The following is a 13,270-nucleotide window of genomic DNA, read 5'->3' as shown; positions in this document are numbered from 1 at the left end:
CTCAAAGCGGATTACTCCTTTAATTATTGCTTCATGCGAAGCTACAATGTTATGCGGTATTAATCTTCCTTTCGGAAGGCTATCCCCCACTTTGAGGCAGGTTACCCACGTGTTACTCACCCGTCCGCCGCTAGAAACCCGAAGGTTTCTCGCTCGACTTGCATGTGTTAAGCACGCCGCCAGCGTTCGTCCTGAGCCAGGATCAAACTCTCAATTAAAAGTTTGATTAAGCTCATTTCGCTTAATTTATTATCTAATGTTATTTCTAACATCAAAAGAATTTGCTGGTTTACTTAATTCTTATACTCTGTTTAATTTTCAAAGATCACTGCGCTGCCATCTGACAACTATTATAGATTAACATGTAACTTGTTTGTTGTCAAGTTTTATTTTTGTTGAAGTTGAGTTATTTTCGTGCTTTGTTCCTGACAACGATATTTATCTTACCATAATATTTAAATGCAATATTACTATTATCATCTATTTTTCAGTAATAAGCATAATTATCTTAAGTTTTTCCTCAATATCTCTATTTCTTTCATATTGATACGCTTGGTAACGTATATATGGTATGTTTCTTATTATGTTATTAATTAAATTTCTTATAATCTCTTAATCATTATAAATAACCTATATTTGTCCAAAATAAAAAGAGGCTGTTTAAAAAATAATTCTTAACTTTATCTTTTAATAGCCTCTTCTAACAATGCTTCTTATTTAATATCTACACTATATTTTTTCTTAAGATTTTCTGTATGTTCTGTATATTTCATGTTTTGTCTTTCTTGTGTTAATCTGTTTATTATGGCTTCTTTAACTTCTTCATAAGCTTTAGGTTCTTCTTCTTTTCTACTTTCAACTTTTATAATGTGATATCCAAATTGAGTTTTTACAGGATCTCCTACAATTCCAACTTCCTGTGAGAAAGCAACATCTTCGAATTCTGGAACCATTTGACCCCTTGTAAAGCTTCCAAGATCTCCTCCTTGAGCCTTAGATGGACAAGTTGAATATTCTCTTGCTGCATCTTCAAATGATTTTCCTTCTTGTATTTCTTTTTTTATTTTTAGTGCTTTGTCCTCTGTATCAACTAAAATGTGTTTAGCATTTACTTTTCCTGCTTCTTTAAATACAGCTTTATTTGCTTCATAATATTTTTCTGCATCATCTTCACTAACTTTAGCTTCATCTAATATTCTTTTTATTGCTAACTGTGTTAGTAATTCTCTTTTCATTGCCTCAATCTGGTCCTTATATTCAGCATCATTTTCAAGTCCATTATCTTTAGCTTCATTGTAAATTAACTCAAAAGAAATAATTTGTTCTAATAATTGTTTTTTTCCTTGTTCTGTAGAAAGATATTGTCTTCTATCCTCTGGGAATCTTGATATGGACTGCTGAATATCATTTTCAGTAATCTCTTTTCCATTTACTATAGCAAGTATTTTGTTTTTCATTTTTATCTCCTTAATCACACTTATTAATTTTTTATATATAATTGATGATATCATTATTCTTTTTTTATAACAAGTTAAATCAATCTAATGGTATACTTTTAATATATATTGTAAATATTTTTATTGAGGTGCTAAATATGAAAATAATTCTACCTGATGCTGTTAATTTTATAATTACTACTCTACAGAAAAATGGTTTTGAAGCTTATGCTGTTGGCGGTTGCATTCGAGATAGTATCTTAAATAAAGTTCCTAAAGATTGGGATATTACTACTAGCGCTTCTCCAACAGATGTAATAAATTTATTTCATAAAACAATTCCAACAGGTTTAAAACATGGAACCGTCACTGTTATAGTTGATAAATTTCATTATGAAGTAACCACCTATAGAATAGATGGTGAATATACAGATAACAGGCATCCTGATAATGTCCTGTTTACAAAATCTCTTTATGAAGACTTACAACGAAGAGACTTTACTATCAATGCTTTAGCATTTAATTATTTAGATGGTTTAAAAGACCCCTTTAATGGCAAAACTGATATACTAAATGGGATTATTCGCTGTGTTGGTGTTCCAGATTTAAGATTTGAAGAAGATGCTTTAAGACTTCTAAGAGCTGTTCGATTTTCCTGCGAACATAACTTTAAAATAGATAAGGCTACCTTTGATTCCATTATCAAAAACTTTAGACTTATCGAAAGCATAAGCATTGAGAGAATCCGTGATGAATTTTCAAAAATATTATTAAGTGAAACTCCAAGTTTAGGTATTAAAACACTTAATGCTACTAACCTGTTAAAGCTCATAATGCCTGAACTTAGTTTATGTGTAGGTTTTAATCAACATAATCCACATCATAACAAAGATGTTTTTGAACATATAATGCTTGTACTAGACAATACTAAAAAGAACTTAACTCTAAGACTTGCTGCTCTTTTACATGATATAGGTAAGCCAAAATGTTTTACACTTGATGCTAATGGTATTGGACACTTTTACGGTCATAATAAGATTAGTTTTCAAATTTCCAAGGAAATATTAAAACGTTTAAGGTATGATAACTATACAATAGACACTGTAGGAATACTAATTAAAGAGCATATGGTTTTAGCAAACAAAATGAAAGAAGCTTCAATAAAAAAGTTTATTTCTAGAGTTGGTACTTCTAATCTTCCTTTATTATTTAATTTATTAGAAGCTGACTTACTAGGACACAAGCCACCTCATGATTTTTCTAAAATAGATTACTTTAAAACCTCTATCTCAGAAATATTAGACAGAAAAGAACCATTTTCATTAAATCAATTAGCTATAAATGGTTCAGATTTAATCAACCTAGGCTATATTAAAGGACCTAAAATTGGATTTATCCTAAACGAAATTTTAGATCTTGTCCTAGAAAATCCAAGTCTAAACACAAAAGAAAAATTATTAGAGATAGCTAAAAACAAATTATAAATTTATTTTTAGCTATAAAAACCACCTTCAACTTCACAAATTAAGAATTAACTTTTACAATACCATTTTTCTTAAGCAATGGAATAACATTGCTTGCAATAATGGATACAATTATTGTTTTTATTATGTCTCCAGGTATAAACAAAACAAATCCAACTTTTATGGCATATTGTATTGTAACTTTTTTACCTAAAAAATTATTAAGTATCAAATAAAGATACGGTATACCAACAGCATAAATTACTATCATGCCAACAATACATAATAAAAAAGCTTTTGTAAATGTTAGTTTTTTTATTTTTCCACTTATTTTCCCAATAACAAAAGCAGCTAACAAAAAACCTATTAGATATCCAAAGCTTGGAGTAAAAACACTGTTTATTCCCCCTGTCCCACCTGCAAGAACAGGCAATCCAATAAGTCCGATTAATATGTATACGATTTGTGACAACGCTCCAATTTCAGCCCCTAAAATCAACCCCGCTAGCATAGGAAACATATCTTGAAGTGTTATAGGAACTGGTCCAATTGGAATTGTTATCAGTGCTCCAATTGCAGTTAATGCTGCAAACAAAGCTGCCATTATTATACTTCTTGTATTAATTTTCAAAGTTATCACCTTTTCCTAATTGTTTTTTCTATTGCCTATAATATAATAACCCGAGTATATTGTCAACCACTTTTTTATTGTTGGTTTACACTTCTCTTTCTTTACAAAATTTCGTATTTGTGACAAACTATACACATATGTAATCAATACCATAAATTTAGCTTAAAAATAAAAATGAATTGAGGAGATGTCTATGAGAAAAAAATATTTATTTATTGGTTTATTTATTTTTGCCATTCTTTTTACCTTTGGATGCACCAGTGGGAATAATCCTAAAGACTCCTTTCAAAAATACGTAGATGCTTGGGAAAAGCAAGATTACAAAACCATGTATACCTTTCTAAGTCCAAGCAGTAAAAAGAGTATTTCTGAAAAGGACTTTATTGCCAAATATACAAACATTTATAACGGAATTGAAGTTAATAAAATTTCAGTAGCTCCCGATTATCCAAAATCCTTTAAAAAAGATTCAGATGGTAACACATCCATCCCATTTAAGGTTACTATGTCTACGGTAGCAGGTAACATAAAATTTAATGATACCGCCTATTTTAGTAATAACACTAAAGACAGTTCAAATCCTTGGTCACTAAATTGGAATATAAAAATGATTTATCCAGATTTAAATACTGATGATAAAATACGTATTGATAAAACCTTTGGAAAACGTGGTGAGATTAAGGATGCCAATGGTTCTTATCTTGCACAAAATAGTTATATTGAATCTGTTGGTATTGTTCCTGAAAAACTTGGAGCAGATGCAGAAAATTCTAAAAAACAAATAGCAGACATTTTAAAAATAGATAAAGGAGTTATTGACAAAGCACTTTCTGCTTCTTATGTACTCCCTGATATGTTTATACAAATAGATAATTTATCTATGGATGATACAGACAGATTGTCAAGCCTTGCAAAAATTCCAGGAGTTATGCTTAAAAAGACACCTGCAAGAGTTTATCCCCTAAAAGAAAAAGCAGCACTTTTAACAGGTTATGTTCAACCAATTAGTGCTGATGAATTAAAAAAGCTAAGTTCTCAAGGATACAGCAAAGATGACTCTATTGGGAAATCTGGGCTTGAAAAAATATATGAGAAACAATTAAAAGCTACAGATGGAGCTGAAATTTATATAACCGACAAGGAAGGCAAGAAATTAAAAACAATAGTGAAAAAGACTGAACAAAATGGAAAAGACATAAACTTAACTATAGACTCAAACATTCAAAGTGCTTTATACGACCAGTATAAAGTAGACTCTGGAACTGCCGTTGCTATGAATCCAAAAACTGGTGCCGTATTAGCCCTTGTTAGTGCCCCAGGTTACGATCCAAATGATTTTGTACTAGGTATGTCTAAAGATAAGTGGAATTCACTCCAAAACGACCCAAATAAACCCCTTTTAAACCGTTTCCAAGCTACTTTTGCCCCTGGATCATCTTTTAAACCTATAACTGCTGCTATTGGTTTAAAAACTGGCAAACTAGATCCAAATGCTGATAAAAATATATCCGGCTTAAAGTGGCAAAAAGATAGTAGTTGGGGAAATTACTATGTTACTAGAGATGCTGCGTATAATAGTCCTGCAAATCTTTTAAATGCACTTGTATATTCTGATAATATATATTTTGCAAAAACTGCACTTGATATTGGTAAAGATAACTTTATAAACGAAACAAAAAAATTCGGAATTGGTAAAACCTTGCCTTTTGAATATGGACTAGATGCATCAAAAATATCTCCAGATAATTCAATAAAGGATGATATTGGTCTTGCGGATTCGGGTTATGGGCAGGGACAAGTACTTATGAATCCTGTGCAATTAGTTTCTATATATACCTCATTCGTAAACAATGGTAATATAATAGCCCCATATTTAAATGCAGCCAAAGGAACTCCAGGTAAGATATTAGAATCAAATGTATTTTCTCAGGATATATCAAACACTATATTAAATGATTTAACTCAAGTAGTTTCAAATCCTGCAGGTACTGGTTATGGAGCTTATATGCCGAATTTACCTCTTGCTGGGAAAACAGGTACTGCTGAAATTAAAAAAAGTCAGACCGATACTACTGGAACCGAAAATGGATGGTTTATAGCCACTAATACAAATAATCCTAAACTTCTAGTTTTGGAAATGTATGAAAATGTTAAGAATAAAGGTGGTAGTCACTACGTAGTACCTAATGTAAAATCTATATTTGAACAATTTTGCAAATAAAAATAAGGGTATCTCTCATTTGAGATGCCCTTGAATTTTTTATTCATAATATAAACCTTTTATAACTACATCTATTTCTTTTTTCAAGTTAATTTCTTTGTTTATTCTATCTTTATCCTTACTGTATAAAATCTTAATTTGTGGTCTTAAGGGAACATTATGATCAAGTTTACTTACTATGCCAACTTCATTATTAGTCAATTTAACCATAGTTCCTTTAGGATATGGAACTACAACATTTGAAAATAACTTAACTAATTTGTAATCAAATTGTATTCCACCATTTGCCATTATATATTCCAATGCTTCATTTGGACTCATTGCCTTCCTATATGGCCTGTCTGATGTAAGTGCATCATACGTATCAGCTATTGCTACAATTTTTGCAAATTTGCTAATATTGTCTCCTGGTACTCCATTAGGATATCCTTGTCCTCCTATTTTTTCATGGTGTTGAAGTGAAACAAGTATTGAACTTAGTGGAATTTCAAAACTTTCACTTAAATATTCATATCCCATTCTTGTATGTTTTTTTACTATTTCGTATTCATCCTTGTTTAAATTATCTTCTTTTTTAAGTATTTCTCTTGGAACAAATACCATTCCAAAATCATGTAATAAAGCTCCAACACATAAATCTAACAAATCAAATTTATGAAGATTCAATTTTATACCAATTATAAGTGAAATTATGGCAACATTAACACTATGTTGATAAACATAATTACTTAAATTTTTTATATCGACAACATTCAACATAACATCTTTTCTTGACAAAATTTCTTCAACAAGTTGCCTAGCAGTATAGACAATTGACTGAAATTCCTCTTCTTTGATATCCATAATGTTATTTGATTCCTTACTGCTTCCTTCAGCTAACATTCCATAATTATCTTTTATTGCCTTTATTGCTTTTTGTCTTATCTCTGGCCCAATTAATTCCTCAATTATATTTTCACTATACTCATCAATAACATACATAGAAAATATATTAAGATTCTTCACTTTTTTTATAACAGAATTTTTAAGAGTTGTTCCAGATTTTAAAAGCAATTTTCCATCGTTGTCGTAAATATCTCTTGCTAATTTAAAGTTCTCTTTTACACATTGTATTGGTACTAATCTCATGTATGATACACCACCTGCTTAAAGCTGTTTTGGAAATTTTATAATACCATTATACATTAAATTAACAATAATATCTAAAGTTTATTTCTTAAATATTCCTCTAGCTCTTTGCATTTCATATCATCCATGACATCTGTGCCTTTAAGCCTATAATCTATATCTAATTTGTTATATTTATCTACGCCTAACGTGTGATATGGTAAAAGTTCTACTCTATCCACATTTTTTATATTTTTTATTATTTTAGCTAAGTTATCTATATGCTCCTTTGAATCTGTAATTCCTGGTACAACTACGTGTCTTATCCATAACTTGGTTTTCATTTTTTCACAATCTCTTAAAAATTCATCTACCCCATTTTTTCCTTTACCAGTTAGACTTTTATATGATTCATCATCAACTTGTTTAATATCTAACAATACTAAATCTGTATATTTTAATATTTCTTCATAGTTTCCATTACCATATCCAGCTGTATCTATAGTTGTGTGAATATTATTTTTTTTACATAGTTTAAGTATTTCTAATAGGAATTCTGGCTGTAATAACACCTCACCACCCGAAAATGTAACACCTCCATTAGACCTATCAAAATACGGTTTAAACCTAATTATCTTTTTTAAAATTTCTTCCGCTGTATACTCTTTTCCTCCAGCCATATTCCAAGTATCAGGGTTATGGCAATACAAACATCTTAATTTACAACCTTGAAAAAATACAACCGTCCTTATACCCGGTCCATCAACCAGACCCATGCTCTCAATAGAATGAATTCTACCTTTAACCATTCTTTACCCCTCCTTTTTTAATAATGCTTAACTGTATACAATTTATAAAAAAGCAGGCATATTGCCTGCTTTTTTATTATAACCTTTCGTGGAAAGTTCTACTAATAACTTCTTTTTGTTGTTCTTTTGAAAGTCTATTAAAGTTAACTGCATATCCAGATACCCTAATTGTAAGCGTTGGATATTTTTCAGGATTGTTCATGGCATCAATAAGTGTTTCTCTGTTTAATACATTTACATTTAAATGATGCGCACCTTGTCCAAAATATCCGTCCATTATAGATACTAAATTGTTAATCCTTGTATTTCCGTCATTACCTAATGCGTTAGGTATTATAGAAAATGTGTTCGAAACTCCATCTTCACAAAATGCGTATGGAACTTTCGCAACTGAATTTAATGATGCAAGTGCTCCTTCAATATCTCTTCCATGCATTGGGTTAGCTCCTGGCGCAAGTGGCTCTCCTGCTTTTCTTCCATCTGGTGTAGTTCCTGTCTTTTTACCGTACATTACGTTTGATGTAATTGTTAGAACTGATAATGTATGCTTAGCTCCTCTATAAGTAGGATGTTTTTTTAGTTCTGATGAAAATCTTTCTACTAAAGCTACGGCAATATCATCAGCTCTGTCATCATCATTTCCGTATTTAGGGAACTCTCCTTCAGTAGCAAAATCTTTAGCTACACCATTTTCTCTTATAGGTCTGACTTTAGCATATTTAATTGCACTAAGTGAATCTATTGCAACTGAAAATCCCGCTATTCCAAAAGCCATAAGTCTTCCTACATTTGTGTCATGTAACGCCATTTGTGAAGCTTCATATGCGTATTTATCATGCATATAGTGAATTATATTCATTGTATTAACATATAATCCAGCCATATACTCAAGTACTTTAAAATAGTTTTCTTTAACTTTTTCAAATTCTAGTACTTCATCTGTAATTGGCTCTATATCTGGTACTATTTTTGTACCTTTCTTTTCATCAATTCCACCGTTAATAGCAAGAAGTAAGCATTTAGCTAAATTACATCTAGCTCCAAAGAATTGCATTTGTTTTCCAACCTTCATTGCAGAAACACAACACGCAATTGCATAGTCATCTCCATAAATTGGTCTCATTATATCATCATTTTCATACTGAATTGAATCAGTTAAAATTGACATTTCTGAACAATACTTTTTAAAGTCTTCTGGCAAATCATCTGACCATAACACTGTCATATTTGGTTCTGGTGCAGTACCTAGATTTGTTAAAGTGTGTAAATATCTAAATGAATTCTTAGTTACAAGTGGTCTCTTATCAATTCCTACTCCACCTATTGATTCAGTTACCCAAGTTGGATCCCCTGCAAATAATTCATTATATTCTGGTGTTCTAAGGTGTCTTACTAGCCTAAGCTTTATTATGAATTGATCAACAATTTCCTGTGCTCCTTCTTCAGTTAATGTACCATTTTCTAAGTCTCTTTGAATATATATGTCTAAAAATGTACTTGTTCTTCCTAATGAAGTTGCTGCACCATTGTTTTCTTTTATTCCTGCAAGATATCCAAAGTATATAAATTGTGCTGCTTCTTTAGCATCTTTAGCTGGTTTTGACATATCTATTCCATAAGATAAACCCATCTTCTTAATTTCAGAAAGCGCCTTTATCTGCTCTGAAACATTTTCTCTAAGTCTTATAAGTTCATCTAGCATATCGCCCTTTAAACCTTTAAGATCATTTTTCTTTTGTTCGATTAAGTAGTCAATACCGTAAAGTGCTATTCTTCTATAATCTCCTATTATTCTTCCTCTACCATAAGCATCTGGAAGACCTGTCAATACACCTGCACTTCTTGCAGCCCTTATTTCTTCTGTATAAGCATCAAAAACACCCTCATTGTGAGTTTTTCTATACTTTGTAAATATTTCATGCATCTTATCACTTATCTTATAGCCGTACTCATTAAGTGATTGCTCTGCCATTCTTATTCCACCAAAAGGATTTGTTATTCTTTTTAAAGGTGCATCTGTTTGTAGTCCAACAATTATTTCATTTTCTTTATCTATATAGCCTGGCTTAAAACTATTTATACCGGAAATTGTTTCTGTATCAACATCCAATATTCCCTTTTTAAGTTCTTCAAGGATAAGTGTACTTGCTTTATCCCAAACTTTTTTTGTCTTTTCGCTTGTTCCATTTAAGAAACTTTTGTCACCTTCATATAACTTGTAATTTTTTTGAATAAAATCTCTAACGTCGATGCCTTCAGTCCAACTTCCTTCTTTAAAACTTTCCCATTCATTAAACATGAATATACCAACTCCTTAAATATTAATTTGTATATTAAAATATTTCTAATTATCTGTTGTACTTAACTTAATTCGACTAAATTATATTACATATGTTCTTTTTATTCTGTGATTCTAGTCACAGAATATCTAGTAATTTATATAATAACTTAAATGTCTGTAAAAATACATAGCTTTTACAAATATTTTATACGAACATTAATCTCTTTTTTATCACCATAGTTCAGATTATAGCATATGTTATTTGTATATGTAACATATTAATTCGTATTTTATTATATTAATTTAAATTCATACTTTTTATTATAAAAACATACTTTTTATCGCAAATTTTTTATTGTTATTACAATTCATAAAAATGCCGCTATAGGTAAAATATTTATTATTTTACCATATTTAACTTCATATTTATTACAATACTTCTCTATTGAAGTATTTGTATTTAAACTTGAAGTAAATTCATTAAAATTGTCATCACTTATAAAATTAATTAAATTATCTCCATATAAATTCATATAATCTCTATTTTCAAAAGTCCCTATGACTTTGCCCATTATATTTATCTTGCAATTATCTGTATAGTTAAATTTAGTCATATTATATTTACAATCAATAGGTACAATAAATCTAGACTTTGGATTACATATCTCACTAGTAACATATCTTACACAATTATTACTTTTAAAGTTCTCTATATAATCCTTTAGTTTATTAAGTGTTTCAATCTTGCTTCCATTTATGGCACTTATACTCCCAAGAACATTCTGTATTTCTATTTTATTAATAATATTCTCTATATAATTAACTATAGGATTTTGAAATAGCTCGCACTTCACTACAACATAGTCGTTATCCTTTATATTATCTACCTTATCTTCATTTTCTATATACCTAAGTAGATTGTTTTCAACCAGTATCCTTCTTAATTCCATAAAAACTTCAATATCTTTTGAAATGGCCGCATCTGTTTTTTGTTTACAAAACTCATTTACAATTTGGATGTTAAGCTCTCCTTGCACAGATTTTCCAAACAATTCCCTTGAGAATTCACTCATGGGTACTCTATAGCTAATTGTCGTTTGATCCTTTACACTTGTACTTCTTGCTTGAACAAATTCTTGAACAACTACAGAAAACAAGTTATTTACAATATCATTGTTTAAATATAATGGTATAAAAGCTTTGTTTTCTATCATTATATTGCCCCCTTAAAACAGAACTACTAATCTAGTTTATAAAAAATTAAATATTTTAGAACAATATCTTTGTTTTTCCATATAAATTATTAGAATGAATTTTGGAGGTACAATTATGGATTTTGAAAAAATTAAAGCTTCAATTGAACATGGCGCTACCGATGCCTTTAAAAAAACTGAAGAACTTATATCTACTTCAAAACTAAATTTTAAAATCTCTGACAAAGAACAAGATATAGAATCCCTATACATTAAAATTGGCGAAAAAATTTATAAAGATTATGAAAAAAATGAACTTATTGATCCTTATCTTGTTAGATATTGTAAGGATATAAAAAAGATAAAATCAGAAATAAAAAACATTCAAATTAAAATTTTAAAATTACAGGACAGACAAACCTGCCCTATATGTGGAAATGAAATTGGTAGAGATGATATATATTGTAACTATTGTGGCTCTAAGCAAAAGTAACCTTTATTTAAAACTATAAATGCAGCGATACCCTCTACAGAATGGTATCATTGCATTTATTACTTAGTGTTATTTCTTCTAAGTCCTCAGGTACGATTATATTGTTTTTAAAAAACTCCCTTCCCTCTTTTGTATAAAGCTCTTTTCTATTTGTAATGTTTTTGTCCTCTGTATGCATTAAAATTATATTTCCTGCGTTAAGTTTTGTTCCATTAATGCAGGCATCTTTTACCGTAGAATGATGTTTTTCATAAGGTTTAAACTTATCCCTATCTGAAAATAAGCAAAATGCCTCATGCATAATATAATCAGAATCCTTGGCCAGATCATGCACTCCTTCATTAAAGGGCTCATCACCAAGAAACGTTAACTTCTTTCCATTTTCAAATTTAGCTGTAAATCCATACTGAAGTAATTTTGTACTTTTAATATCAAAAAAAGTAATATCATAGTTTAAAATTTTTTCTGTTTTTCTATCCGATATTTGCTTAAATATTATTCTTTTATCTATATTTTCCGTAAATTTTTTTTGGAGTAAAAGTTCACTTATTGTCCTTATTATACCTTCAACACTTTTATGACAATATATATTTAGATTATCTTTAAAATTACCATCTATAATTTTTTGGGATATCGCTCTTATTATCCACACAATTCCTGTAATATGATCATTATGGCTATGTGATATAAATACATTATGAATTTTATCTATAGGTATTTTTGCTTTTTCTAAGTTTGTAAGTATTGTATTTCCGCCACCTGTATCCACAAGAAAATATTCTTTTCCGTTTGAAATAGTAAAACATGTATTATAACACTTTGTAACCATTGCTGCTCCAGTTCCTAACATCGTTATTTTTTCCAAAGTATTTTCCTCCTCTTTATAATAATAAAAAAACATCCAGCATAGTATCTTAATTCTATGCTGAATGTTCTCTCACCTAAGTCCTGTAACTTTTCCCTTTAATGCTTTTAACCTTGAGTTTACATACGATATAAGCTCAGCATTATTATCTTTTATCTCATTTGGTGCACTTGTTACTATACTTATAATGTCTAGAGGATTTCCTTTTACTACATCTGCTACGGAATAACCTAAACATTTATTTTTAACTTTCCAATATGTATTATTGAATTCATCGCACTGTCTTTTATTATAATATCCTTTTTCGATACCAAATTGAAATAAATCCGCAGCTGCTTCTAGCTCTTCCAAGTCACGAATTGCTAGTGTCTCTTTTACAAGTTCTTGAAATGATTTCATTTTGTCACCCCTTATCAAACAATTAATAGTTTTTTGTTTTTCATCTATACATTGGTTAGAAGCTTATATTTAAATATTCATTTTCATTGTTTTTTAAGCAACTTCAATTACAACTACTGGATATATTATACCACATAATGCTGAAAAATAAGCATTACAATACCTATTTTTATGATTTTTATATCTATAGCTATGTTGACTTATCACTTATAAAAATATAAATACCTTCTCCTATATATTAAAAAAATAAAAAGTCCTGAAATTGTTATTTCAAGACTTTTTTGGTGGCTTACCGGGGAATCGAACCCCGGACAACATGATTAAAAGTCATGTGCTCTACCAACTGAGCTAGTAAACCAGATATAAAATTTA

11 protein-coding genes, 1 tRNA gene and 1 rRNA gene are annotated in these 13,270 nt (G+C 29.7%); 3 read left to right on the top strand and 10 right to left on the bottom strand.

The window, feature by feature from the left end; genetic code table 11:
• A 16S ribosomal RNA gene (locus B8978_RS18785) occupies positions 1 to 218 on the bottom strand; the annotation flags it as partial.
• Between the two features lie 495 nt (positions 219 to 713).
• Complete coding sequence (locus B8978_RS18780; protein WP_084117817.1) at positions 714 to 1,457, bottom strand: peptidylprolyl isomerase; 744 nt, start codon at positions 1,455 to 1,457, stop codon at positions 714 to 716.
• A gap of 137 nt (positions 1,458 to 1,594) precedes the next feature.
• Between B8978_RS18780 and B8978_RS18775 the strand changes: the two genes are divergently transcribed.
• Positions 1,595 to 2,920 carry a CCA tRNA nucleotidyltransferase gene (locus B8978_RS18775; protein ID WP_139796100.1) on the top strand — a complete coding sequence of 442 codons (1,326 nt, stop codon included), beginning with the start codon at positions 1,595 to 1,597 and terminating at the stop codon, positions 2,918 to 2,920.
• Positions 2,921 to 2,960: 40 nt separating this feature from the next.
• Here B8978_RS18775 and B8978_RS18770 read toward each other — a convergent pair whose 3' ends face one another.
• A complete protein-coding gene (locus B8978_RS18770) occupies positions 2,961 to 3,530 on the bottom strand; it encodes a biotin transporter BioY (protein ID WP_139796099.1) in 570 nt (189 codons plus the stop codon).
• A gap of 193 nt (positions 3,531 to 3,723) precedes the next feature.
• Here B8978_RS18770 and B8978_RS18765 point away from each other — a divergent pair, with 193 nt between their 5' ends.
• On the top strand, positions 3,724 to 5,751 hold the full coding sequence (locus tag B8978_RS18765) for a penicillin-binding transpeptidase domain-containing protein (protein WP_084117816.1): 2,028 nt from the start codon (positions 3,724 to 3,726) through the stop codon (positions 5,749 to 5,751).
• Between the two features lie 39 nt (positions 5,752 to 5,790).
• Here the strand turns inward: B8978_RS18765 and B8978_RS18760 are convergent, their stop codons facing one another.
• The 4 genes from B8978_RS18760 to B8978_RS18745 all read right to left on the bottom strand — a co-directional run bounded on the left by B8978_RS18760 (position 5,791) and on the right by B8978_RS18745 (position 11,162).
• A complete protein-coding gene (locus B8978_RS18760) occupies positions 5,791 to 6,879 on the bottom strand; it encodes an HD-GYP domain-containing protein (RefSeq protein ID WP_084117815.1) in 1,089 nt (362 codons plus the stop codon).
• Positions 6,880 to 6,953: 74 nt separating this feature from the next.
• Complete coding sequence (pflA, locus tag B8978_RS18755; protein ID WP_084117814.1) at positions 6,954 to 7,667, bottom strand: pyruvate formate-lyase-activating protein; 714 nt, start codon at positions 7,665 to 7,667, stop codon at positions 6,954 to 6,956.
• A gap of 76 nt (positions 7,668 to 7,743) precedes the next feature.
• Complete coding sequence (pflB, locus tag B8978_RS18750; RefSeq protein WP_084117813.1) at positions 7,744 to 9,966, bottom strand: formate C-acetyltransferase; 2,223 nt, start codon at positions 9,964 to 9,966, stop codon at positions 7,744 to 7,746.
• Between the two features lie 350 nt (positions 9,967 to 10,316).
• Positions 10,317 to 11,162, bottom strand: coding sequence for a hypothetical protein (locus B8978_RS18745; protein ID WP_084117812.1), 846 nt, complete (start codon positions 11,160 to 11,162; stop codon positions 10,317 to 10,319).
• A 115-nt stretch (positions 11,163 to 11,277) separates the two neighbouring features.
• On the opposite strand from B8978_RS18745, the gene B8978_RS18740 reads away from it, so the two are divergent.
• Positions 11,278 to 11,634: a zinc ribbon domain-containing protein gene (locus B8978_RS18740; RefSeq protein WP_084117811.1), complete on the top strand. Its 357-nt coding sequence runs from the start codon at positions 11,278 to 11,280 to the stop codon at positions 11,632 to 11,634.
• Positions 11,635 to 11,668: 34 nt separating this feature from the next.
• Here B8978_RS18740 and B8978_RS18735 read toward each other — a convergent pair whose 3' ends face one another.
• The 3 genes from B8978_RS18735 to B8978_RS18725 all read right to left on the bottom strand — a co-directional run bounded on the left by B8978_RS18735 (position 11,669) and on the right by B8978_RS18725 (position 13,256).
• Positions 11,669 to 12,499: an MBL fold metallo-hydrolase gene (locus tag B8978_RS18735; protein WP_084117810.1), complete on the bottom strand. Its 831-nt coding sequence runs from the start codon at positions 12,497 to 12,499 to the stop codon at positions 11,669 to 11,671.
• 72 nt (positions 12,500 to 12,571) lie between these two features.
• Positions 12,572 to 12,898: a hypothetical protein gene (locus B8978_RS18730; protein WP_084117809.1), complete on the bottom strand. Its 327-nt coding sequence runs from the start codon at positions 12,896 to 12,898 to the stop codon at positions 12,572 to 12,574.
• A gap of 282 nt (positions 12,899 to 13,180) precedes the next feature.
• Positions 13,181 to 13,256: transfer RNA gene (locus tag B8978_RS18725), tRNA-Lys, on the bottom strand.
• Between the last annotated feature and the right edge of the window lie 14 nt (positions 13,257 to 13,270).

Origin of the sequence: Clostridium acidisoli DSM 12555 (assembly GCF_900176305.1) — a bacterium.
Lineage (GTDB): Bacteria > Bacillota > Clostridia > Clostridiales > Clostridiaceae > Clostridium_I > Clostridium_I acidisoli.
The sequence above is the reverse complement of the archived record's forward strand: the minus strand, read 5'-3'. Positions and strand labels throughout refer to the sequence as shown.

Bases quoted from the DNA above. Each gene is read 5' to 3' on its own strand.
- B8978_RS18780 (WP_084117817.1), bottom strand. From the start codon at position 1,457: ATGAAAAACAAAATACTTGCTATAGTAAATGGAAAAGAGATTACTGAA.
- B8978_RS18775 (WP_139796100.1), top strand. From the start codon at position 1,595: ATGAAAATAATTCTACCTGATGCTGTTAATTTTATAATTACTACTCTA.
- B8978_RS18765 (WP_084117816.1), top strand. From the start codon at position 3,724: ATGAGAAAAAAATATTTATTTATTGGTTTATTTATTTTTGCCATTCTT.
- B8978_RS18760 (WP_084117815.1), bottom strand. From the start codon at position 6,879: ATGAGATTAGTACCAATACAATGTGTAAAAGAGAACTTTAAATTAGCA.
- pflA (WP_084117814.1), bottom strand. From the start codon at position 7,667: ATGGTTAAAGGTAGAATTCATTCTATTGAGAGCATGGGTCTGGTTGAT.
- pflB (WP_084117813.1), bottom strand. From the start codon at position 9,966: ATGTTTAATGAATGGGAAAGTTTTAAAGAAGGAAGTTGGACTGAAGGC.
- B8978_RS18745 (WP_084117812.1), bottom strand. From the start codon at position 11,162: ATGATAGAAAACAAAGCTTTTATACCATTATATTTAAACAATGATATT.
- B8978_RS18740 (WP_084117811.1), top strand. From the start codon at position 11,278: ATGGATTTTGAAAAAATTAAAGCTTCAATTGAACATGGCGCTACCGAT.
- B8978_RS18730 (WP_084117809.1), bottom strand. From the start codon at position 12,898: ATGAAATCATTTCAAGAACTTGTAAAAGAGACACTAGCAATTCGTGAC.